Source organism: Hymenobacter lapidarius (assembly GCF_001816145.1).
Lineage (GTDB): Bacteria > Bacteroidota > Bacteroidia > Cytophagales > Hymenobacteraceae > Hymenobacter > Hymenobacter lapidarius.
Genome location: NZ_MDZB01000033.1, coordinates 1 through 21,548 on the forward strand (window position 1 = coordinate 1; position 21,548 = coordinate 21,548).

At 64.3% G+C, this 21,548-nt stretch carries 22 protein-coding genes and 2 pseudogenes; 16 read left to right on the plus strand and 8 right to left on the minus strand.

The window, feature by feature from the left end; genetic code table 11:
• On the minus strand, window positions 1-650 hold a 650-nt coding region (locus tag BEN47_RS01190), incomplete at its 3' end, for an RNA polymerase sigma factor (RefSeq protein ID WP_070724379.1).
• 214 nt (window positions 651-864) lie between these two features.
• On the opposite strand from BEN47_RS01190, the gene BEN47_RS01195 reads away from it, so the two are divergent.
• A complete protein-coding gene (locus BEN47_RS01195) occupies window positions 865-1,665 on the plus strand; it encodes a PhzF family phenazine biosynthesis protein (RefSeq protein ID WP_438830490.1) in 801 nt (266 codons plus the stop codon).
• Window positions 1,666-1,716: 51 nt separating this feature from the next.
• On the plus strand, window positions 1,717-2,184 hold the full coding sequence (locus BEN47_RS01200) for a hypothetical protein (RefSeq protein WP_070724381.1): 468 nt from the start codon (window positions 1,717-1,719) through the stop codon (window positions 2,182-2,184).
• A 102-nt stretch (window positions 2,185-2,286) separates the two neighbouring features.
• Here the strand turns inward: BEN47_RS01200 and ruvC are convergent, their stop codons facing one another.
• The gene (ruvC, locus tag BEN47_RS01205) at window positions 2,287-2,868 is read right to left on the minus strand and encodes a crossover junction endodeoxyribonuclease RuvC (protein ID WP_070724462.1); all 582 of its coding nucleotides are present in this window, start codon (window positions 2,866-2,868) and stop codon (window positions 2,287-2,289) included.
• Window positions 2,869-2,991: 123 nt separating this feature from the next.
• Here ruvC and BEN47_RS01210 point away from each other — a divergent pair, with 123 nt between their 5' ends.
• From BEN47_RS01210 to BEN47_RS01240, 7 genes and pseudogenes are all read left to right on the plus strand, one after another.
• Entirely contained in the window at window positions 2,992-4,065 is a 1,074-nt protein-coding gene (locus BEN47_RS01210; protein ID WP_158010781.1) for a lysylphosphatidylglycerol synthase transmembrane domain-containing protein, read from the plus strand.
• A gap of 50 nt (window positions 4,066-4,115) precedes the next feature.
• Window positions 4,116-4,457: pseudogene (locus BEN47_RS21875) on the plus strand (glycosyltransferase); the annotation flags it as partial.
• Window positions 4,458-4,510: 53 nt separating this feature from the next.
• A complete protein-coding gene (locus tag BEN47_RS01220; RefSeq protein WP_239691473.1) occupies window positions 4,511-5,230 on the plus strand; it encodes a glycosyltransferase family 2 protein in 720 nt (239 codons plus the stop codon).
• Between the two features lie 141 nt (window positions 5,231-5,371).
• Entirely contained in the window at window positions 5,372-5,854 is a 483-nt protein-coding gene (locus BEN47_RS01225) for a c-type cytochrome (protein ID WP_083322006.1), read from the plus strand.
• Between the two features lie 57 nt (window positions 5,855-5,911).
• Window positions 5,912-6,169, plus strand: coding sequence for a hypothetical protein (locus tag BEN47_RS01230; protein ID WP_070724385.1), 258 nt, complete (start codon window positions 5,912-5,914; stop codon window positions 6,167-6,169).
• Window positions 6,170-6,171: 2 nt separating this feature from the next.
• Complete coding sequence (locus BEN47_RS01235; protein WP_239691463.1) at window positions 6,172-7,377, plus strand: ABC transporter permease; 1,206 nt, start codon at window positions 6,172-6,174, stop codon at window positions 7,375-7,377.
• Between the two features lie 47 nt (window positions 7,378-7,424).
• Entirely contained in the window at window positions 7,425-8,729 is a 1,305-nt protein-coding gene (locus BEN47_RS01240; RefSeq protein ID WP_083321990.1) for a PP2C family protein-serine/threonine phosphatase, read from the plus strand.
• A 145-nt stretch (window positions 8,730-8,874) separates the two neighbouring features.
• Here BEN47_RS01240 and BEN47_RS01245 read toward each other — a convergent pair whose 3' ends face one another.
• Window positions 8,875-10,344 carry an O-antigen ligase family protein gene (locus BEN47_RS01245; RefSeq protein WP_083321991.1) on the minus strand — a complete coding sequence of 490 codons (1,470 nt, stop codon included), beginning with the start codon at window positions 10,342-10,344 and terminating at the stop codon, window positions 8,875-8,877.
• Window positions 10,341-11,426, minus strand: coding sequence for a GumC domain-containing protein (locus BEN47_RS01250; protein WP_070724386.1), 1,086 nt, complete (start codon window positions 11,424-11,426; stop codon window positions 10,341-10,343). Before BEN47_RS01250 ends, BEN47_RS01245 begins: the two co-directional genes overlap by 4 nt.
• A 209-nt stretch (window positions 11,427-11,635) precedes the next feature.
• Between BEN47_RS01250 and BEN47_RS01255 the strand changes: the two genes are divergently transcribed.
• The 6 genes and pseudogenes from BEN47_RS01255 to BEN47_RS01280 all read left to right on the plus strand — a co-directional run bounded on the left by BEN47_RS01255 (window position 11,636) and on the right by BEN47_RS01280 (window position 16,890).
• Window positions 11,636-13,054 carry an oligosaccharide flippase family protein gene (locus BEN47_RS01255; protein ID WP_262490368.1) on the plus strand — a complete coding sequence of 473 codons (1,419 nt, stop codon included), beginning with the start codon at window positions 11,636-11,638 and terminating at the stop codon, window positions 13,052-13,054.
• A gap of 84 nt (window positions 13,055-13,138) precedes the next feature.
• Window positions 13,139-13,594: pseudogene (locus tag BEN47_RS22775) on the plus strand (glycosyltransferase); the annotation flags it as partial.
• On the plus strand, window positions 13,525-14,283 hold the full coding sequence (locus BEN47_RS22780; protein ID WP_369073807.1) for a glycosyltransferase family 4 protein: 759 nt from the start codon (window positions 13,525-13,527) through the stop codon (window positions 14,281-14,283). The pseudogene BEN47_RS22775 and the gene BEN47_RS22780, both read left to right, overlap by 70 nt.
• A 254-nt stretch (window positions 14,284-14,537) precedes the next feature.
• Window positions 14,538-15,089: a hypothetical protein gene (locus tag BEN47_RS01270; protein WP_070724390.1), complete on the plus strand. Its 552-nt coding sequence runs from the start codon at window positions 14,538-14,540 to the stop codon at window positions 15,087-15,089.
• A complete protein-coding gene (locus BEN47_RS01275; RefSeq protein ID WP_083321993.1) occupies window positions 15,089-15,775 on the plus strand; it encodes a polysaccharide deacetylase family protein in 687 nt (228 codons plus the stop codon). The genes BEN47_RS01270 and BEN47_RS01275 overlap by 1 nt, the downstream gene beginning before the upstream one ends.
• Window positions 15,772-16,890, plus strand: a complete 1,119-nt coding sequence (locus BEN47_RS01280) for a glycosyltransferase (RefSeq protein WP_083321994.1) — start codon at window positions 15,772-15,774, stop codon at window positions 16,888-16,890. The genes BEN47_RS01275 and BEN47_RS01280 overlap by 4 nt, the downstream gene beginning before the upstream one ends.
• Before the next feature lie 105 nt (window positions 16,891-16,995).
• On the opposite strand, the gene BEN47_RS01285 is transcribed toward BEN47_RS01280, so the two are convergent.
• Both BEN47_RS01285 and BEN47_RS01290 read right to left on the minus strand, forming a co-directional pair.
• The gene (locus BEN47_RS01285; protein ID WP_070724391.1) at window positions 16,996-18,489 is read right to left on the minus strand and encodes a M56 family metallopeptidase; all 1,494 of its coding nucleotides are present in this window, start codon (window positions 18,487-18,489) and stop codon (window positions 16,996-16,998) included.
• Window positions 18,479-18,868, minus strand: a complete 390-nt coding sequence (locus BEN47_RS01290) for a BlaI/MecI/CopY family transcriptional regulator (protein ID WP_070724392.1) — start codon at window positions 18,866-18,868, stop codon at window positions 18,479-18,481. The genes BEN47_RS01285 and BEN47_RS01290 overlap by 11 nt, the downstream gene beginning before the upstream one ends.
• A 152-nt stretch (window positions 18,869-19,020) precedes the next feature.
• Between BEN47_RS01290 and BEN47_RS01295 the strand changes: the two genes are divergently transcribed.
• A complete protein-coding gene (locus tag BEN47_RS01295) occupies window positions 19,021-19,788 on the plus strand; it encodes a TatD family hydrolase (protein WP_070724393.1) in 768 nt (255 codons plus the stop codon).
• Window positions 19,789-19,803: 15 nt separating this feature from the next.
• On the opposite strand, the gene BEN47_RS01300 is transcribed toward BEN47_RS01295, so the two are convergent.
• Entirely contained in the window at window positions 19,804-20,166 is a 363-nt protein-coding gene (locus tag BEN47_RS01300) for a hypothetical protein (protein WP_070724394.1), read from the minus strand.
• Window positions 20,167-20,213: 47 nt separating this feature from the next.
• Entirely contained in the window at window positions 20,214-21,530 is a 1,317-nt protein-coding gene (locus tag BEN47_RS01305; RefSeq protein WP_070724395.1) for a PAS domain-containing protein, read from the minus strand.
• Window positions 21,531-21,548 lie beyond the last annotated feature (18 nt).

Below are 21,548 nucleotides of genomic sequence, written 5' to 3' on the forward strand. Positions count from 1 at the left end.
CACAGCTGCGCCGGCGGCTCCTGGCCGTAGTCGGCCAGGCGGTTGCGCAGGGCATCGTACAAGTCGTCGGGTTTGCGGTCGGTCATGGCAATTGGGGGTGATGTTGAGCCGCCAAGCGGCGTTCGAGCAGGCGGCGGCCGGGCCAGCTGCGATTTGGAGGTGCCCTCGGCAATGCCCAGGAGCTCGGCTATCTCCTGGTGCGAGTAGCCTTCCACGGCGTAGAGGTTGAGCACGGTGCGGTAGCCGGGCGGCAGCGTGGCCAGCAGGGCCAGCAGGTCGTCGGCGGCCAGCCGCTCCACGGCGGAGGGTTCGGCACTGGGCAGGTCGTGGGCCACGTCGTCGGGGTCGAGGCCGGGGGCGGGGTGGCGCAGACGGTGCTGCTCCAGCGCGTGCAGGGAGGTGGTCACGGCAATGCGCCGGGCCCACGCCTCGAAGGGCCCTTGGCCCCGGTACTGGTGGAGGCGGGTGAAGATTTTAACGAACGTGTTTTGGAGCGCGTCCTCCGCTTCGTCCCGGTTGGGGCAGTAGCGTAGGCACACGCCCATGAGCAGATACGCCAGCTGCTGGTAGAGCTGGTGCTGTGCCGCCGATTCGCCGCGCCGGCAGGCTGCCAGCAGCGCCTCATCGACCGGGGCAAGGGGAGGCGGCATAAGGAAAGCAGAGGTAAGGCGAGCTGTACAGCACCCGCCTTGTGAGGGCCTGACCGGCGGACGGCCCGGGCGGTTGCACGTCCCCAAATTTATTTTGAAAAATCTGCGAATGTCCCATTTATTTCGCGCCGTGCAAAGGCTTCGCCGTATTCTTGCCTCGCAACACCGCCTTTAAGCACCTGCACCGTTCCATTTCACCCACTTGCCTTCTCCCGTGATACCCTATTTCCACGTCGACGCCTTCGCCCAGCGCCCGTTTGCCGGCAACCCCGCTGGTGTGTGCCCTCTCCAAGCCTGGCTGCCCACCGCGCAGATGCAGCAAATTGCGGCTGAAAACAACCTCGCCGAAACCGCCTTCATCGTGCCGCGCGCCGGGGCCGAGTCCGAATACGACATCCGCTGGTTCACGCCCACCGTCGAAATCGACTTGTGCGGGCACGCCACGCTGGCATCGGCTCACGTCCTGTTTACCCACCTGGGTTTCGCCGAGGCAGAGGTGATTTTCCACAGCCAAAGTGGCCCGCTGCACGTGTCGCGCGAAGCCGACGGCCGCCTCACGCTCAATTTTCCCTCGCGCCCGCCCCAGGAAATGACCACGCACCCCACCGGCCTCACCGACGCCCTGCACGCCACGCCGCTGCGCGTGCTGGCCGCCCGCGACTTGCTGGTCGTGTTCAACACCGAAGCCGAAGTGCGCGCCCTGAAACCCGACTACGCCCGCATTGCGGCCCTCGAATACGTGGGCGTCATCGCCACCGCGCCCGGCACCGATGGGGTAGATTTTGTTTCCCGCTTCTTCGCGCCCCGCGTGGGCGTGCCCGAAGACCCCGTCACGGGTTCCGCCCACAGCACCCTGATTCCTTATTGGGCCGAGAAGCTCGGCAAAACCGAGCTGCGCGCCCGTCAGATTTCGCCCCGCGGCGGCGACCTCTGGTGCCGGCTAAGAGGCGATAGGGTAGATATCAGCGGGTATGCGGTGACGTATGCGGTGGGGGAGCTGCGGGCGGGGATTTAAATTGGTGCCATCAGGTTCAAGTGTTGCCAACCACAGCTTTATCAACGCACGATGCGCCAACCACAATTTCCCCTCATTGCAATTGGAAACAATGGGGTACCCAACATTATCCAAAGCGCCTCAGTATTATCAAAAGCTTCTGTACGTGAGCTTACCACAGCTTATTTCGATACAGTCGATTTATTCGATAATACCAGCGTCAAGTGGAAATTTAGGCAGGTATCAGCGAACTTGAAAATTAGCTGGTGGACTAAATCTTTGGCAAATACGATTTATAATCCGACTCTTGACGTAGACATCGTTTGGACCTTTAACGGCGCTTACCACCTCAGTGAGTTGAAAAAAAAGCTGACGAATTGCGTTGATAAAGATGATGACATCATAACCCAATTTGAAGAAGCTGATGTAATTAAGGCTGCTATTGGTAATGCTATGCAGTTTGATGACATTTTAATTGTGCTAAATAAATATGTTTTTGACGTTTATGAAGAGCAGATATGGAAGGACCAGGAAGCATGAAAGGAATAAAATAGCCGTGTTCACCGGAGTATTTGTAAACCGGGTATAATTACTGCTCCACGGTAAATTATTGAAAAAACCAACTCCTCTAGCAAGCGCCTGCTATTTCGTAGCCGCTTTTTTCTTGGCCGCACCCGTGCTGGCTCCCAGCCGCTCGGGGTTCTCAGCCAGAAACTTGCCCCAGCTTTTGCCGCCGCTCACGGTGGTGTTGTTGCCCTTCATGTAGTGGTGGCACAGGGCCACGGACAGCGCATCGGTGGCATCCAGAAACTTGGAGGCTTCGGCAATGGGCGGCAGCGTGAGCGTCTGGCGCAGCATGTGGGCCACTTGCTCCTTGGTGGCGGAGCCGGAGCCCGTCACGGACTGCTTTACCTTGGTGGGGGCGTACTCCACGTAGGGAATCTGGCGCGAGAGGGCGGCGGCAATGGCCACGCCCTGGGCCCGGCCCAACTTGAGCATGCTCTGCACGTTGACCCCGAAAAACGGGGCTTCAATGGCCAGCTCGTCGGGTAGGTACTCGTCGATGAGCTCCAGCATGCGGTCGAAAATCCGCTTTAGCTTTACGGCGTGATTCGACCCCAGCGCCTTCATATTGATAACGTCGTAGCACAGCACGTCGACCCGCTGGCCGCGCACCTCAATCAGGGCGTAGCCCATAATCTGGGTGCCGGGGTCCACGCCCATGATGATTTTGGGCAGCAGCTCGACGGCGGGAGCGGGGCGGGGGCGAAGGGGGGCAGCCAAAGGAGCGAGGGTGAGGAAGAGCAAGCCGGAAGCGTCGAAATAGCCGAGGCCACCGAACTTCCTTTGCAAAGCTACGACGCTAGCCAGGCCGCCGGGGCCGCGCCGGCCGCAGCGGTATCTGCTACAAGTGCAAACGACCCCGAAAAAGGTCCCGCCCCGCGCAAGTGGGGCCGGTGGGTTTTCTGGGGCAAGGTGCTGGTCACGCTGCTCACGCTGGGCCTGCTCTATAATTCCATTTTTGCCGAGCCCGACACCGCCGCGGCCTGGCGCACGCTGCTGGCTACCAGCCTGAGCGGCGCCGGCCGGGGCCCCGTGCTCTGGGCCCTGACACTGGTTCCGCTCAACTGGGGCCTGGAGGCCTGGAAATGGTACCGGCTGGCCCGGCACCTGGAGCCCGTCACGTTCGGGCGCAGCCTGCGGGCGGTGCTGGTGGGGCTCACGCTGGGCTTTGCCACGCCCAACCGGGTGGGCGACTACGCCGGCCGCATCTTGGAGCTGAAAAGCCGCCGCGTGAGTGCGCTGGGGGCCGTTTTTTTGGGGCGCTACTGCCAGCTGGTGGTCACGGTGCTGGCGGGCGTAGCGGGCCTGCTGTACTTTTTGCTGACCTCTTATTTGAACGGCTACCCGGCTGCCGCGCTGGGCGTGATGGTGTCGGCGGGGGTGATTTGCGCGGCGGTGCTGGTGCCGCTCTACCGCTCGCGGCTGCTGCTGGCGGCGCTGGGGCTGTGGCGGCCGCTGCGGCGGTTCCGGCCCGCGCTGGCCATTATGCCCACGTATCCGGCGCGGGCGCTGCACGCGGTGCTGGCCATTTCGGCGCTGCGCTACGCGGTGTTTTGCGGGCAGTTTCTGCTGCTGCTCACGGCCTATGGCGTGGCGGCCCCGCTGGGGCCGGGCCTGGCGGCGGTGGCGGGCACGTTCCTGTTGAAATCGTTGGTGCCCTCGCTCAACGCCCTGGCCGATGTGGGCGTGCGGGAGCTGTCGGCCACGCATTTGTTTGGGCTGTTGGGGCAGCCGGCGCTGCCGGTGCTCAGCGCCAGCCTGAGCTTGTGGGTCATCAACATAGCCTTGCCCAGCGCGGCGGGCCTGCTGCTGGTGCCAGGGCTGCGGGTGCTGCGCGATAAGCGCGTGGGCCGATGATGGGGGCGGGGTTGGGGTTGCTGGCGGTACCCGTGCTGTACGCGGGCGTAATGGGCTGGCTGCGCGGCGGCTGGCAGCGCAACGTGCTGGCTGCCTATTCAGAGCCCGAAACTACTGCCACTGCAGAAGCCGCGGTTGCCCCAGGCGCCGCGCCGCTCTTCTCCATCCTCATTGCCGCCCGCAACGAAGCCGAAAACCTGCCGCAGCTCCTGCTGGACCTTGGCGCACAAATCCTGCCCGCCGCCCAGTTCGAGGTGCTGCTGGCCGACGACCATTCTACCGACGCAACAGTTGCCCTGGTGGCCCAGGCCGCTCAACACACCCACTTCGTGCTGCGGCTCATCAGCCTGCCCCCGGCCCAAACTGGCAAGAAGGCTGCCTTGCTCGCCGCCCTGGCGGCCGCCCCGCCCCCCCCTGGCTGGTATGCACCGATGCCGACTGCCGCCTGGGACCCGGCTGGCTCCGCGCCTACGCTCGCCTGCTGGCGCGTGCGCCGCAAGCCAATTTCATCAGCGGGCCGGTGCTGCTCACGGGCCCGGCTACGTTTCTGCACACACTCATCGGGCTGGAGTTTGCGGGCCTGATTGGGGTGGGGGCCGCGTGCATTACCCGGCAGCGGCCCACCATGTGCAACGGCGCCAACCTGGCCTACCGCCGCACGGCCTTCGAGGCGGTGGAGGGCTTTGCCGATAACCTGCACGTAGCCAGCGGCGACGACGAGTTTTTACTGCACAAAATCCACGCGGCCTTTCCCGGGACGGCCTTTTTCCTGGCCGATGACGCCGCCATTGCGCGCACGGCCGCTCCGGCTACCCTGCTCACGCTGCTGCGCCAGCGGGTGCGTTGGGCCAGCAAGTGGCGGCATTACCACAGCACCGCGCCGCGCCACCTGGCCGTGCTGGTGCTGGGCGCCAACGTGGCCTTGGCCGTTGGCGTGGGAGCGGGGCTGCTGTGGCCGGCGCTCTGGCCCTGGGTAGGCGCCGCCTGGGTTATTAAGCTCGGGGCCGATGCCTGGTTTCTAAATCCCGTACTGGCTTTTCTGGGACGTCGCCGGTGGATGTGGGGCCTGCTGCCGCTGCAGGTACTATACGCGCCGTATGCCTTGGCCGTGGGCGCGGCCGGCTGGCGCGGCGGCTACCAGTGGAAGGGCCGGGCAGTGCGGTAAAACGCGCCGGGAGTGGGCTCAGAAATTCGAGGAAAAAATACTACGCCGGGGGCTTGCGGGGTAAATTTGCCGCAATTATATTCCACCAAAGCCCACCCTCACATGCGGTTCAATTCGGTTGGTTTCGCCCTTTCAGTTGGCATGGCCCTGGTCGTCGTGCTCATTGGTTTCACCTTGCTCAGCGCCGCTGGGCTGGCTGGTTTCTCATCGCAGTCATTCGCCAGTGAAACCAGCCGCCCGATTGCCGTCGATACGCTGGCCGCGCAGCCGCAAGACAGCCTGGCCGTCCCGGCTTCGGCGGAGGAAGTCGCGGCCATTGCGGCGGGCGACGCCCTGTTTAAAACAAACTGCGCACAGTGCCACGCCGTGAACGAAGTGATAGTTGGCCCTGCCCTGGCCGGCATCAGCAAGCGCCGGCCCGTCTCCTGGCTCCTGCCCTGGATTAAGAACTCCAGCAAAGTGGTGGCCAGCGGTGACGAGTACGCGGTGGCCATCTACAATAAGTACAGCAAGCAGCAGATGCCCTCCTTCGCCCTTTCGGACACGGAAATTAAATCCATTCTGGCCTGGGTGGCTGTTGAAGAAGCAAATGGTGCGGTAACCGCAGCCGTTGCATTTCGATAGAAGCAAAGCCGCCGCCCGGCTTACATTTGCCCAATTCCCGCTTTGCATCCTTTCTCCGTGACTGACCCCGAATTCGACCTGCTCGACGAGCTGTACTTCGTCACCCCTTTCCGCACGCTACTTCAGAAGACGGGCGTGCCGGCCGCTGAGCTGGAAAACCAGCTGCGCAGCCTGTTGGAACAGGGCCTCATCCGCAGCTACTGGCCCGACCCCGATACCGAGCTGGCCTACGAAACCACCTCGTTTGGGGCCATTGCCCGCGATGCCTCCTACCTGGCTTCCAAAGACGGCCTGCTGCAGCACAACACCCGCTAGTAGTGGTCATAGCAGCTCCAACCACGGCCCCGGTCCCCCAGGCTACCGCGCGTGCGGTGGCCCGGCCGCCGGGGTACTACGTGCGCCAGCGCCTGTGGCAAAACCGGCCCGCTGTGGCCGGCCTGGCCTTTATTGCGCTGTGCACGCTGGTGGCCCTGCTGGGGTACTGGGTGCTACCCGACAACTCGCCCAACGCCAACCACGGCTTCGTGCAGATTCAGAAGGAGCGGCCCGGCCTGCGCGTGCAGCTGCTGCGGCAGCCCCTGCCCGACTCGGCCCGCGACACCCAGGCGGCCGATAACATCTTCGCCACCTGGCTGCACGGCCGCGAGCCCGACGTGCTGGAAACCCCCATCGGCGGCTACCAGTTTTCGGGCGACTCCATCATCCTCAAGCCGCTGGGCGCGCATTCGGCCGATGCCGGGCGGCTGCGCCGGCTGGCGCTGGCCGACGTGGTGGGCCGCTCCGGCTCCCGCGCCGAGCTGCAGCAAGCCGTGCGCCAGGACCACCTCCGCACCCGCACCTACTGGCTGGGCACCGACAAAGCCGGGCGCGACGAGCTGAGCCGGCTGCTGCTGGGTACGCGCATTTCGCTGGGCATTGGGTTGGTGGCGGTGCTCATTTCGGTAGTGCTGGGTATGGCCGTGGGCGCGGTGGCCGGCTATTTTGGTGGCTGGGTCGATTCGCTGCTGCTGGGGCTGATGACCGTGGTGTGGAGCATTCCGGGCATCATGCTGGTCATCGCCATTTCGCTGGCCCTGGACAGCAAAGGCGTGTGGGTCAGCTTTGTGGCCGTGGGCCTTACCATGTGGGTGGACGTGGCCCGCGTGGTGCGCGGCCAAATGCTGAGCCTGCGCTCGGCCACGTTCGTGGAGGCGGGCCGGGTGTTGGGTTTGCCCACGTCCCGCCTCATTGCTCGGCACCTGCTGCCCAACATGCGCGGCCCGCTCATTGTGCTGGCCACCAGCAACTTTGCGGCGGCCATTCTGCTCGAAGCCGGCCTAAGCTTCCTGGGCCTGGGCGTGCAGCCGCCCGCGCCTAGCTGGGGCCTGATGGTGAAGGAGGGCTACGACCTGCTCGGCACCGAGGCCGGGCTGTGGCTGACGCTGCTGCCGGGCGCCGCCATTTCCCTGCTGGTGCTCAGCTTCAACCTCCTCGGCAATGGCCTCCGGGATGCCTACGACCCCAAAACGCCCGTGGCGGTGTAGTCGCAGCTCGGCTGTGCTCGTTCTCTCCGCGTTGCTTATCTTGCCCCATGGCTTCTGCTCAAATTTCATCTGCTGAACCCCTTGCTGAGTCCTTAGCCAGTCTGATTGCGGCCCATAATGAGCAGGTAAAACAGCTTCGGCGGCAGTTGCTGCTCAAGCAGTTTGAGCTGGATACGGTGCTGGGCGTGGCGCACGACATGACGGCCCGCGACCACACCATCGACGAGCTCTACCACATGCTGCGCCTCACCCTGCAGGGCCAGCGCAACGTGGTGCAGCTGGTGATGTTTGCCCTGGAAGACGGCGAATTTCGCGCCCGGGTGGCGCTGGGCTGCGACCTGACCGAGGCCGAGAAGCTTACCCTCTCCGACCACCTCATCCAGGGCGGCGTCACCGAGCCCCAGGCGGTGGAAGACCTGCAGCTCGGACCCGCCTGGGACCGGTACGAGCTGGTAATTCCCATTCTGCGGCAGGAGCAGGTGTCCGCTTATGTATTCGTAGGCGGCCTGCGCAGTGATTTCGATCGGCAGCAGCTCATCCCTTTCCTGGCCTCGCTGGCCAACACCCTAATTGGGGCCGTGGAAAACCGGCGCCTGCAGGTGCAGCGCGTGGCCGATGCGGCCGTGCGCAAGGAAATTGAAATTGCGCAGGAAGTGCAGGCCATGCTGTTTCCGCGCAACCTGCCCAACGACAGCCACCTGGCCATTGAGCGCACCTACGTGCCCCACACCGAAATTGGCGGCGACTACTACGACGTGGTGGAGGTGGATGCCCACCGCCTGCTGCTGTGCGTGGCCGACGTGAGCGGCAAAGGCGTGCCGGCCTCGCTGCTGATGTCCAACTTCCAGGCCGGCCTGCGCACGCTGCTGCGCCAGGGCGTGGAAATGGCCACCATTGTGCCCGAGCTCAACCACTTGCTGTTCCGCAATTCCGGCGGCGAGAAATTCATCACGGCCTTCCTGGGCATCTACGACCGCCGCACCCGCGCCTTGCAGTACGTGAATGCCGGCCACAACGACCCGCTGCTCATCACCGACGATGGCGCGGTGCAGGCCCTCAAGCACGGCACCGTGATGCTTGGCATTATGGAAGAACTACCTATGCTGCGCGTGGGCGAGGTGCACATTTCACCCCGTTCGCTGCTGCTGCTCTACACCGACGGCCTAACCGAAGTATTCGATGAGGAAAGCAACGAGTTCGGCGAAGAGGGCGTGCTCGCGGTGCTGCAGCGCAACCGCTACCTACCGCTGCCCCGGTTGCACCGGGAGCTGATGCGCACCATCGATGCCTTCAGCGTCGACAACTCGCAGTTTGCCGACGACGTGACCATTCTCAGCTGCCGGTTTAAGTAGGCTGTGCGGCTGGCGCGCGTCTGCGACGCGCGCCAGCCGCGATTATTCAGTCGTTAAACAGAAAGGTTAAGTGGGCAGCACGCGAGATGCTTCGACTGCGCGGACGCCAGATGAGCATGACGTTCTTCTGCTCACTGCTCACTGCTCACTGCTCACTGCTCTCCATCAGCCACGATTCGGCGCGAATCAGCAAGGCCAGGCACACGAAAAACACGGGGCCGATTTTATCCACTTCCACCAACTCATTGAGGGTGAGATGGAAGACGATGACCACGAACGAAAGCGCGGCGGCCAGCACCACGCGCCGCACGTCGGGCTGGTGGCGGGAGCGGTGGTAAAGACGCTCGGCCTGCAATAAGGCCGTGACTACCAGCGTCGCGAACAGCAGAAAGCCCGGAATGCCCTGCTCCGCGAGCTGCAGCAGAAAGTAGTTGTGGGTGGTTGATTTCTCCTGGTTGTCGCTCACGTACGTCCGGAAGCTCTTCAGTGTGTAGCGTTTGTATTCGGGGTAGAAGGTGGCCGCGCCGCTGCCCACCAGGGGCTTATCGGCTATCATGCGGGTGGCGGCCACCCAGCGGTACACCCGCTCCATGCCCGACACGTCCTGCAGCTTGTAGGTGGCCTCCAGGTGCTTCTCAAAGTTGTGGCCGTTGAATACGGTGCGCTCGTAATTGGGCGCGAATTCCATGTAATTATCGCCGCTTGTGATGTAGGCGACCCCCGCGCCGGTGCTCACGGCCACGGCCACCAGCAGCACTTTGGTGAGCCGCAGCCGCATGGCCCCATAAAACAAGCCCGCGATTGGCAACGACACCATGGACGCCCGCGTGTAGGACGTGAGCAGCCCGAATACCAACAGGCCCAGCGCCACCTGCCAGGCCAGCCGCCCGCTCATTTTGCGCGTGGCCTGCAAGCCCAGCCACGCAAACGGGATGAGCAGGGCCAGCATGGTGGCATAAATGACGTGGTTGCGGAAAAAGGGGTGGAGCGCCCAGTTAATTTCCTCAAAGCTAAAGCCCTTGGTGGCGTGGCGGCTGGCCACGTAGAGCACGCTCAGGCACGCGCCCGCCGCGTAAAAAGCCGCAAAGCGCCAGGTATGCTCCGGGCGCCGCACGATAACCAGCGTGCCGAGCAGGAACGGAACGATGAACCACGCCTTGGCCAGCAAGTATTTGAGCGACTTAACGGTATCGACGGAAAAAGCCGTGTTCACGGCCGTCCACAGCAGCATCAGCCCCAGCACCACCACCAGCGGGTGCAGCCAGTCGCGCCGGGCGAGGCGGACCGTGCCCAGCAGCAGCGCCAGGCCCACGCAGGCCGTGAGGGCCAGCATCATGGGCTCGGAGGGCACGTCCATGCTCAGCCCCCCGAACAGGCTGATTTCCTCACTGAACGGCAGCAGGAAAAACAACCCGTAGTACAACCAGCGCCATTCGGTGAGGGCCACCAGTCCGCCCACGGCCAGAATGCTTGGCAGGAGCAGCGCCGGCTGCTGCCGCAGCAGCGCCGCCGCGCCCCCCGCCAGCAGCAGCCCCACAAACCCCATAAAGAGGAGCTGGGGCCCGTCGAAGGACCGCCGCAGCCGGTGCAGGAGCTGGGTTACGGGCGGGTTCACGCCGGCTGGCCAACGCGGGCCCGGTTGTAGCGGTACAGCTCCAGCAGCGCGATGACCACCACCGACAGCGCGAACGTGAGCAGTACCGAGCCCACCACCAGCAGCGTGCGCACCGGCTTAAACTTGCGGGTGGCCGGGTAAGCCTTCTGCACCAGATACAGGCTGGAAATCCGGCCCTTGATGCTGAGCTCGGCCGTTTCGAAGGCCGAGCGGGCCGCGATGAGGCGGGTGCCGAGGTCATTCACGCGGTTGCTGAACATGGATACCGAGTCGAACCCCTGCACGTAGCTTTCCACGTTGATGAGGTTGCCGCCGTCGGCCTTGGTGAGGCCGCGCAGGGCCCGGCGCAGGCCGGCCACGTCGCCGCCGCTGGCTTCGGCCCGGCGCAGGGCGGCCTCGGTCTCAATGACCTGCTTGGCCATGTAGCGGCCCTGCATTTCGAAGCCGTAGATGCCGTAGCGGCGCCGGGCACCCACCAGCTCGCGGCGGCTGCGCTCAAAGCTGGTGGCCAGGTACTCGTAGCGCTGGCGGTAGAGGTCGAGCACGGTGCGGCGGTTTTCCAGCGTCAATTGCTGGTTCACCGAGTCGATGACCTGCACCATGGCGTTGGCCACGGCTGCGGCCAGGTTCTTGTCCTCGTCGGCGAAGGTGAGCTCAATGGCGTCGCGCTCGTTGTGCACGATGCTGAAGTTGCTGCCAAACTCGCTCAGCACGAAGTTGTCGGTGGCATCGTCGCCGGGCGGGCCGGCTTCGTAGTGCTTGTAGAGGTCGAATTTCTTAATAATCAGCTCCGCCACCGGCTGCGACTCGGCAATGGTAATGACGCGGTCCAGGTCTTCGGCGCGGCTGCCCAGCTCGAGCTTGCCACGGGCCATGGCGTTGTCTTCCAGCAAGCGGTCGGGGTCCGCCGTTTGGGGATTGGTGGGAATGAACACGGCCGTGGAGCGGTACACGTTGGGCAGCAGCAGGGCCACCACCACGCTCACCAGGGCCGCCAGGGCCACGGCCCCGGCCACAAAGTATTTCCAGCGGTTGATAATGGGCCCGAGGCCGACCAGCGAGAAAGAAGGTGCAGAAGACATACAGGAAGGAAAGTCGCTTGCCCCGCGCTCGCATTTAATTGGGCAGGAGGCGGGAAGGTGGCGGGCAAAGATAGCCGGAAAATGGCCCGGCCCGGCCCCGTGCGCGCCTGCTCCAACGCGGTGCGTAGCTTTGCGATTCCAGCGCCCCGCGCCGCTTTTTCATTCTCGCATCAATCCCCCCGGTTCGCATCAAACGGTTTTTTGGCAATATCAGCTTCGTCGTACTGCTCAACCTGCTGGTGAAACCCGGCTGGGTGGTGGTCGAAAACCTGGTGCAGGACCGGCTCGGGCACGCCACGTTTGGCCTCCTCACGGCCCTGTCGGCGCTCACGCTGGTGGTGGCCGCTCTCTCGGACTTGGGCCTCACGCCCTACTCGGTGCAGCGCGTGGCCGCCGAGCCCACGTTCATGGCCGAGACGTTTCCCACGCTGCTGCCCCTGCGCGGCGCTCTAAACGCCGTGGCGCTGGCCGCCATGCTGGCCGTGGGGTGGGTGCTGGGCTACCGCGGCTACGAGCTGGTGCTGCTCGGGGCCATCGGCACGGCGCTGCTGCTGGCGCAGTACGGGCAGTTTTTGCGCGGCACGCTGCAAGCCCACCAGCAGTTCAATACCGACGCCGTGCTCTCCGTGCTGGAGAAGTTTCTGCTGCTGGGGGCCGTGCTGGTGCTCATTCCGGTGGGCCTCACGCTGCCGCGCTACGTGGGCGCCCGGCTGGCGGCAGCGGCCTTCTCCACGGTGGTGCTCTACGGGCTGATGACGCGCCTGTTTGGCCGGATAAAATACCGCTGGAAAGCGCCCGTGGCCCGCACCGCGCTACGCGCCAGCCTGCCCTTCGCCCTGATGGCGCTGCTCTACGGCGTGAACGAGCGCATCGACATGGTGATGCTCGAACGCCTGGCTTCGCCCACCGAAGCCGGCTACTACGCCGGGGCCTACCGCTGGGTCGATGCCGTGATGATGTACGCTTGGACGGTGCTACCGCTGTTTTTTGCCAAATTTGCCAGCGTGCCGCGCGATGCCGTGGCCCAGCGCGAGCTGCTGCGCTTTGGGCAGCGCATCCTCACGCTGCCGCTGCTGTTTGTGGTGGCGTTCGTGCTGTTTCGGGGCGAAGTGCTGTTCTGGCAGTTCAGCCACAGCACCCCCGCCGAAGTGGCCCGCATGACGTGGTGCCTGAAAATTCTGTTCGTCAACGTGCTGGTGCACGCCTTTTTTGCCATCTACAGCACCCTGCTCACCAGCACCACCCACGAGCGGCCCGTGAGCTGGCTGGTAGCCGGCAGTATCTTCCTGAACATTGGCCTGAACCTGTTTTTGCTGCCCAAATACGGAGCCGTGGCCGCTTCGCTGAATACGCTGCTGTGCGCCGCGGGCGTGTCCGTTGGCTACCTGGTGCTGGTGGCGCGCCGCACCGGCGTGAGCGTCCCGTTCCGGCTGCTGGGCCGGTTGCTGCTGGCCTTCGGGCTGCTGTGCGGCACTTGGTATGCGCTGCAATACGGCCTGAGCAAAACGCTGGACTGGTGGCTGGAATCCGGCTTGATGGGTGTGGTCTTCGTAGTAATAATATTAGGTACGGGGCTGGTGCGGCGCAGTGAAGTCACCCAACTGCTACCAGGGAGGCAAGGGAATTAACGCCCAAAAAGAACGTCATGCTTCGACAAGCGGACGCCAGATGAGCATGACGTTCATGTTATTTCAATGTCTGCACTTTCGCCCATGCACGTTGCCGTCAATACTCGTTTTCTGCTGCCTGGTGCCCAACTGGAGGGCATTGGCCGCTTCACCTACGAAACCCTGAGCCGCCTGGTGGCCCGGCATCCGGAGGTCACGTTTCACTTTCTGTTTGACCGGGCCTACGATGCGCGCTACCTGTTCGGGCCCAACGTGGTGCCGCACGTGCTGTATCCGCCGGCGCGGCATCCGCTGCTGTTCGTGGCGTGGTTTGAGGGCGCGGTGGCGCGGTGGCTGGCCCGGCACCGGCCCGCGGTGTTTCTCAGTCCTGACGGCTTCACGACGCTGAACACCACCGTGCCCCGCGTGACGGTGATGCACGACTTAGCCTTCGAGCATTTCCCGCTGGATGTGGGCCTGCTGCAGCGGAAATACTACCACTTTTTCATGCCCCGGTTCGCGCGCGCTTCCGAGCGGCTGGTGGCCGTGTCGGAAGCCACCAAGGCCGATATCGTGCAGACCTACGGCATTTCGCCGGCCAAAATCAGTGTGGCCTACAACGCACCGGCCGCCCTGTTCCGGTCCCAGCCCGAAGCGGCCCAGCAGGAAACCCGGCGCCGGTTCAGCCATGGCCAGCCGTATTTCCTGTTTGTGGGAGCCTTGCAGCCACGCAAAAATCTGGGCAACTTGCTGCGGGCCTTCGATGCGTTCAAGACCGCCGGCGGCCCGCCGCGGCCAGCGCCCAGCTGCTCATCGTGGGCCGCAAGGCCTGGAAGGCGGGCCCCATCCTCGACGCCTACCAGCGCATGCGCCACCAGACGGCCGTGCACTTTACCGGTCGCGTGGCCGATGCCGAGCTGGCGGACCTCTACGCCGCGGCCTGCGCTACCGTGTACGTTCCTTATTTCGAGGGCTTTGGCATTCCCATCGTGGAAGCCCAGGCCAGCGGTTGCCCGGTGCTCACGGCCAGTGTCAGCTCCATGCCCGAAGTGGCCGGCGAAGGCGGGGCCCTGTTCGTCGACCCGCACAATCCCGACAGCATTGCCGTCGGCATTGCCCGCCTCTGGCACGAAGAAGACCTGCGCCAGCAGCTGGTGGTGCGGGGCCACGAGAACCTCGCCCGGTTTTCCTGGGAGCGCAGCGCGGCCGTGTTATGGCAAGCCGTGCTGGCGGCTCAACTCAAAGCGTAAGTAGCTGTTTACGTCTTCAATCGGCTGGCTGGCGCGCGTCTGCGACGCGTGCCGACTGGCGCCGAGCCTGCGGCTCGCCAGTGAACGATGTGCAGTAGGCCCGTAAGAACCGCTCGCCCGAGCCGCAGGCTCGAAACCAGTCGGCAACGCGTCGCAGACGCGCGCCAGCTCAGCCAGCTCACGACGCGCAACGTCAAACTCTAATTCTGCCTCGCCTGCCGGTCCACACCGAGCCAGGCGTTACTTTTGTGCCCATGGCCCGTTTGCACCCGTATAATTTCACGCACATACTGCTGCCGCAGCTGGCCTGGCGCCGCCCGGTCTCGGTTCGCCGCGAGCTGAGCGACCCCTACTTGGCCCGCGAACTGCTGCATTACGTGTGGGACAAGGCCGCTGAAAACCTGCCCGCTGCCGAGAAAGTAGCGCCCAAAGGCCTGCGCCTGAGCTGGCACGAAGTAGCCGGCCGGGTCACGGCCTTGTTTCACCTGCCCTCGCCCCAGGCTACCATGGAGGCCCACTACTCGGCCCTCGTGTACGAGGAAGACGACGAGCCCGCCGAAACGGAAGCAGAGGAGACACGTCCCCGCTATTTCACCCTGGAAGCCGCGCTGGGTCTCGCCTCTGCCGTTGGCACGCCCACCCTGGTAGGGGAGTGGGCCGGCGAAGTGCACCGCCACCTGGGCCGCGGCCCCGCCGGCGGCCATCCCGACACTTCCGCCGCTTTTCTTGAAGTGCTGGCGTTGGTGCTGGGCCCCATGCCCCCCGATGAGGAAGAGGCACCCTTCATGCGCCTGGTGCGGTCCTGATGCGGTTGGGTTCCCGGTTCGATGCGGCGCTGCTCACGCGACCGCCCCGGCTGCTGCACACCCTGCTGCCCGGCTGCGAGTGGACGGGCGCTCCCACCAGCTCCACCGGTGCCCCCATAGTGTACCTCACCTTCGACGACGGCCCCATTCCGGAAGAGACCCCGTGGGTGCTGGACCAGCTGGCCGCTTTCGGGGCCAAGGCTACGTTTTTTTGCGTGGGCGACAACCTTGTGCGCTACCCCGAAATTGCTCAGGCAACATTAGCGGCTGGGCATCGGCTGGGCAACCACACCCAGCACCACCGCAGCGCCTGGGCCAGTTCCCGCGCCGCTTATGCCCAGGACGTGGCCAGCTGCCAGGTGGAGCTGACGCGAGTGGGGGGAGCGCCGCAAACCGCCGCCGCCGCTCCGCAACTCCTTTTTCGCCCGCCCCACGGCCGCCTCACGTGGCCCTTGCTGCGGGCGTTGCGCCCGCGGTTCCGGATAGCCATGTGGTCGGTGCTCACCCGCGACTACGACCCCGACCTCAGCCCGTCCGACTGCCTGCACTACGCGCTGGCCGCCATTCGGCCCGGCGATGTGGTGGTGTTCCACGACAGCCGCAAGGCCAGCCCGCGCCTGCGCTATGTGCTGCCCCGGGTGCTGGCCCACCTGGCGGAACAGGGCTATCAATTTGCTACGCTGTGAGTACTAGCTGGCTGGTATTTTTGCTAGGTTTCCTGGCTATCTGGCTGCTGGGCATGGCGTATGCGGCCTGGTGCTTTGCCACCCGTAAGGGCGCTAAGCCGGCCGGGCCCCTACCGGCCCCGTTGCCCCGCGTGAGCATTCTGATTGCGGCCCGCGACGAAGAAGCCGCCCTGCCGCGCTGCCTGGCCAGCCTGCGGGCGCTGCAGTACCCGCCGGAGCTGCTGGAAATTCTGGTTGGCGATGACGCGAGTACCGACCGAACGGCGGCGACCGCGGCGGCGGCCATGCGCAGCTTTGCGGGGCAGTTCCGGGTGGTTTTCATTGTTGATAATATGGGGGAAGCGCGGGGCAAGGCCAACGTGCTGGCCCACCTGGCCCGCGCCGCTACCACGGATTATTTCTTCATAACCGACGCCGATATCAGCGTGCCGCCGACGTGGATAATGGCACTGCTGGCGCAGGCGGTGCCTGGCGTGGGCACGGTCACGGGCATTACGGCGGTGCGCGGGCCGCGGCTTTTTCACCGGTTGCAGGGCATCGACTGGCTGCTGTCGCTGAGCCTGGTGCAGGTGGTGAGCGACCTGGGCCGCCCCGTGACGGCCATGGGCAACAACATGCTCGTGACCCGCGCCGCCTACGAAGCCACTGGCGGCTACGAGGCACTGCCCTTCTCCGTGACTGAAGATTTCGCGCTTTTTAAAGCCGTATTAGCGGCAGGCTTTGGTTTTCGACAAGTGTTTGAGGCCGCCGTGCGGGCCGACTCATTGCCCATTCTCACCTGGCCGGCGCTGCTAAAACAGCGCCGCCGCTGGCTGCGCGGCGTGGAGGCGCTGCCGCTGCGCCTGCGCCTGGAGCTGCTGGTGTTCAGTGGGTTTTGGCCGGCGCTGCTGGGGGTGGCGTGGGTGGCCGGCCCCGTGGCGGCGTTGGGCTGCTGGGGGGCGAAACTGGTGGTGCAAGGCGCTTTGGCCCTGGTGGCGCACCGCCGGGCCGGGTTGCGGCTGCCGTGGCATTTGCTGCCGCTGTTTGAATTCTACACCCTCGGCCTGACCATCAGCCTGGTTGGCTATCGACTGTTCGGGGGGGCGGTGGTTTGGAAGGGAAGGCGCTACGAGTGAATCACTGCGGCAAATCCCGAAACGCAACTCGCCCGGCTCATCCTACTTGGGCCAAGTGGGATGAGCCGGGCAAGGTTTATTTTATGTTGTCGCAGTACGGTCCAATTACGGCTTGGCTTTTTCTGTCAGCACGAGGTCAATATCGACGAAGTCCGTTGGCATGTCGGGGCGCATGACGGGCTTGGGAATAATGCTGATTTTGGTCGGGTCGAACTCGCCCTGCTGGGCTAACAGCCGCTGCGATTCCATGAGCTTGTCCCGACTAAAATCTTCGCCGGAGCGCAAGGGCAGTAGCTTGAGCAAAGCGGTGGTCGTCGTTTTCTTATTGCCAACAATGGAGATAATGCGCAATCGAGCTTTTCGTCCTTCGTCGATGGTAAACGCAAGGTCGGTGGTGCCATCAGGCTGCCGCGTTGCGCTCGGCTTCACGGAGAAGAACAAGTACCCGTTGTTCATGTAACGCGAGGCAACATCTCGACCGCTGGGGTCATAGTTCAGGCGTTGGACCACGGCGGCCGAGTCGTAAGCGTCGCCGGGTTTCAGGCCCAGGGCTTCGTTGAGTTCCACCGTCGACAGATACGTGTTGCCTAGCCAGGTGATGCGGCCGATGCGGCTTGCGGCAGCGGCTGGCGCGGCAGTGGCTCCAGCGGCAGCGGCCGGCGCGGCAACTTCTCCCGGTGCGGGCGCGCCGGTGCAGGCGGTAGCAGCCCAGGCAAAGGCAAATACGGGCAAAACGAGTAGGAAACGAAGTTTTTGCATAGGTGAGGAGGTTGGTTGGGTGAGCATTTTGATTCGTAGAAAAATTTGCTGGTTGGAAAAAGCGTGGGCCAGGGCAAATGGCGGCTGCCGGGCCGCCAGCTTTATCAGCAGTTCGCCGTAGGGCCGGGGGCTGGTCTGGGCGCGTGCCACGGCTTCATCGGCCAGGTACTCGTGCACGGTTTTGAGCTGCTGGCGGAAGTAGGGCAGCAGGCCGTTGAACCAGAAAAGCACGCCCAGGGCTTCAGCCAGCAGCAGGTCGAGCGTGTGCTTTTGCCGCACGTGCACGCCCTCGTGTAGCAGCAGCTGCTGGCGCTCTTCGGCGCTCAGGGCCTCGTGCAAGGGCGAGAGAAACACGTGCCGGCCGAAGGAAAACGCGGGCAAACCGGGCGCAGGCAGGTGCACGATGGCAAAGGCGCCCAAATCAGTATTCGGGTGCCGCTTCACGAGCTGCGTGAGGCCGCGCAGGTTGCGGGCAGCGGCCCGCAGCTTGTGGAGCGCGCCGAGCCCATAGAGGGCCAGCAGCCCGCTCATAAGCCGGGCCGTCAGGTCCGGGCCGGCCCCGGTGGAGGGAGCGGGCGCGGCCGTTGCGCCTGCCGCCCAGCTCAGCTGCAAGGGCAACGGCCCGGCGGCCGGGGAATCCGAAACGGAGCCCGCCAGCAAACCGGCCAATCCCGGAAACGCCAGCAAGGGAATGACCACACTTGCCGCCAGTGCCCCCAGCAAGTAGGCGCGGTTGGCGGTGAAGTAGGTGAGCCGGGCCAGCAGCAGGCGGTAGGCCAGCGCAAACACGGCCAGACAGAAGCTGGCCTCGGCCAGGTACACGAGGAAATTACTGAGCATCGCCGTCGGGCTTGGGGGTGGTTTCAGAACCGTGCAGCAGGTCCAGCAACTGCTGCTTCTCGCGTTGGCTCAGGGTTTCTTCCACCATAAAGGAGACCAGGGCCGTGGGTGAATTGTCGAAATACTGCGTGAGCATGCGCTTGAGGCTGGCCGCCCGGTACTCGGTTTTGCTGATGAGCGGAAAGTACTCGTAGGTTTTGCCGTAGGCTTTGAAGCCCACGTAGCCCTTGCGCTCCAGTATCCGCACCACCGACGACACGGTGTTGTAGGGCGGCTTGGGCTCGTCGGACAGGTGCTCGATGACGTCCTTCACGAAAGCCTTCTTCAGCTTCCACAACGCCTGCATGATGCGTTCCTCAGTTTTCGTTAGTTCTTCCATAGGTCAAATGTATAACTGATAAACCAGTTTCAAAACTTATTATTCAGTTTTGAAACGTATTAATGCGTTGTGAATGGATTTTGGCTTAAAAACGAGGTTTTGTTGCTGAAAATTGTTGTGCGCCCTGCCCGTACCCCGACCTTTGCCCCACCATGCACCTCACCGATTCCCACGCCCACCTCTATTCCGAACAGTTCAAACCCGACCGCCTAGACGCCCTGCGCCGTGCCCAGGACGCCGGCGTGCGCACCATTGTGATGCCCAACGTGGACCACTCCAGCATCGACGCCATGCTGGAGCTGGAAGCCCAGGCCCCGGAAACCTGCTTTGCCATGATGGGCCTGCACCCGTGCTCGGTGACGCGCAGCTTCGAGCAGGATTTGTACGAGGTAGAAACCTGGCTGGGCCGACGGCCTTTTGCCGCAGTGGGCGAGGCCGGGCTCGATTTGCATTGGGACAAAACCCTGCTGGGCGAGCAGCAGGAAGCCCTGAAAATTCAGCTGGCGATGGCCAAAAAGTACCAGTTGCCCATTGTGCTGCACACCCGCGAGGCTTTCGCCGAAACCGTGGCCCTGGTGGAGGCGGCCCAGGACGGTACCCTGCGCGGCGTGTTCCACTGCTTCTCGGGCACGCCCGCTGAGGCCGAGCAGGTAATAAAGTTGGGCTTTATGCTGGGGATTGGGGGCGTGGCCACCTTCAAAAACGGCGGGGCCGACAAGGTGCTGCCGGGCATTGGCCTGGAGCACCTGCTGCTGGAAACCGACTGCCCGTACCTGGCGCCCGTGCCGCACCGGGGCAAGCGCAACGAGCCGGCTTACCTGCCCTTCGTGCTGCGCCGCGTGGCCGAGCTGCTGGGCAAAGACGTGGAAGAAGTAGCCGAAGCGACTACGAACAACGCCTTGGCACTGTTTAACTTATAGGATGATGGCCCCGTGCTAGGCGCTTATGGCAACGCGGTGGCTGAGCTGGTCGAACAGGGTGGTGAGGCGGTCGGCTTGCAGGTTTATCTGGTCGAGGCCCTGGCGGGCCTCTTCGATGAGGCCGCGCTGGTACTGGGCGGCCAGGTCGCGGCCGGTGCTGAGCATTTGCTGCAGGGTCCGGTCTATTTCGCGCACTTCGGGGTGATGGCCGTGGTGGGGCTTCACCACGGTGTCGAGCCACTGGCCCAGGGCGTTTTCCTGCCGGGAGAACATGGCCTCGTCGGCTTCGCGCACGCCGTAGAGCACGGAGCGGAGCCGCGACTTAAACAGCACCTGCTTGATGCGGGCCTGCTGAAAGTCGAGGACTGATAGTTCCATGCGCTGAGAAGTGAAGGATAGGGTAGAAAAAGAAGCGTAGAGAAAAGCTACTTTGCCGGCGCCGCGATGGCGCCGCTGCCGCCCAGCTGTTGCAGGGCTTGGCGGGTTTGTACCAGCTCGGTGGCTTCGTAGGCATACGCCGTGATGCCCGCCGGCTCGCCGTGCTCCTCGAAACGCTGGTACGTGAAGTTGAAATAGGCATCGCGCAGGGTGCCGGACCCGTCGGCGGCGGCCAGCTGCACCAACACTTCGGTGCCCACGAAGGGCTCGCCAGTGCGGTAAACGCCATCGAGTATGGCCATAATGCCCTGGCCCACTACTTCGGGAAATACCTCGGCCACGGTGCGGCCCACCAGGTCCTGGCCGCCCACCAGCCCCCGGAAGAGGGTGTTGGCAAACTCGTAGCGGTGCTCGGGGCCGCGCACGATGGTTATCATGGCCGGGGCATTGGTGAGCAGCGTGTCGAAGGTTTGGCGCTGCTGGCGGGTCAGCTGCGACTGCCGGTAGGCCTGGTCCGATAGCTCGGCCTGCTCCTCATTCGCCTTGAGCAGTTCTTCCACCATCAGTTTCTGCTCGTGGATGTCGGCGTTGCAGCCCACCCACATTTGCACCTGCCCATCGGGGCCCAGGCGGGGCACGCCGCGGGCCAGGTGCCAGCGGTAGCGGCCGTCGTGCCGCCGCATGCGGTACTCCACTTGGTAGGTAGTGCCGTGTTGGCGGGCAGCTTCCCAGCGGGCGGTGGTGGGGGCCACGTCGTCGGGGTGCAGGTCAGCAACCCAGCCCTCGCCCAGGGTTTCGGCCAACGTCCGGCCGGTGAATTCGGTCCAGCGGGGGTTAAAGTATTCGGCCCAGCCGTCGGGGCGGGTGGTCCACACCATCACGGGCATGCTTTGCAGCACGAAGTGGTTGCGTTCGGTTGCCTCATCGAACTCCCGCTGCACCACCTCGGCGCGCTGCATGGCGAGCGTGGCTTCGGTCACGTCCTGGGGCCGCTGCAGAATGTACTGCAGCTCGCCGCGCTCGTCCAGCAGCGGAAAGTGGGTGATTTGCCAGTAGCGCTGCTCGGTGCCGCCGCCCAGCGCGGCGGGCCGTTCCAGGTCGTAGCGCAGCAGGGGCATGGTGTGGGGCGCGAGGTGGCGGCGCACGTGCTCGAGCGAGGCGTCCAGGTCGCGCTGGCTTTCCGGGGCCGAGGGGTAGGCTGCGAAGATGTTCTGACCCAGGGCCTGCTCCCGGGTTCGGAGCGACACGGCCACGTGGGAGTCGGTGTTGTCGAGCACCGTGCCGTCGGGGGCCAGCAGCAGGTAATTGTCGGGCAGCAGACGAAAAAGGGCCCGGTAGTCAGGGGAAGCGAGGAAGTCAGCCATGTGGTGCTACTGACCCAG

Bases quoted from the DNA above. Each gene is read 5' to 3' on its own strand.
- BEN47_RS01275 (WP_083321993.1), top strand. From the start codon at position 15,089: ATGCGGTTGGGTTCCCGGTTCGATGCGGCGCTGCTCACGCGACCGCCC.
- BEN47_RS01250 (WP_070724386.1), bottom strand. From the start codon at position 11,426: ATGTCTTCTGCACCTTCTTTCTCGCTGGTCGGCCTCGGGCCCATTATC.
- BEN47_RS01285 (WP_070724391.1), bottom strand. From the start codon at position 18,489: ATGCTCAGTAATTTCCTCGTGTACCTGGCCGAGGCCAGCTTCTGTCTG.
- BEN47_RS01225 (WP_083322006.1), top strand. From the start codon at position 5,372: ATGGCCCTGGTCGTCGTGCTCATTGGTTTCACCTTGCTCAGCGCCGCT.
- BEN47_RS01270 (WP_070724390.1), top strand. From the start codon at position 14,538: ATGGCCCGTTTGCACCCGTATAATTTCACGCACATACTGCTGCCGCAG.
- BEN47_RS01240 (WP_083321990.1), top strand. From the start codon at position 7,425: ATGGCTTCTGCTCAAATTTCATCTGCTGAACCCCTTGCTGAGTCCTTA.
- BEN47_RS01290 (WP_070724392.1), bottom strand. From the start codon at position 18,868: ATGGAAGAACTAACGAAAACTGAGGAACGCATCATGCAGGCGTTGTGG.
- BEN47_RS01300 (WP_070724394.1), bottom strand. From the start codon at position 20,166: ATGGAACTATCAGTCCTCGACTTTCAGCAGGCCCGCATCAAGCAGGTG.
- BEN47_RS01295 (WP_070724393.1), top strand. From the start codon at position 19,021: ATGCACCTCACCGATTCCCACGCCCACCTCTATTCCGAACAGTTCAAA.
- BEN47_RS01305 (WP_070724395.1), bottom strand. From the start codon at position 21,530: ATGGCTGACTTCCTCGCTTCCCCTGACTACCGGGCCCTTTTTCGTCTG.
- BEN47_RS01200 (WP_070724381.1), top strand. From the start codon at position 1,717: ATGCGCCAACCACAATTTCCCCTCATTGCAATTGGAAACAATGGGGTA.
- ruvC (WP_070724462.1), bottom strand. From the start codon at position 2,868: ATGGGCGTGGACCCCGGCACCCAGATTATGGGCTACGCCCTGATTGAG.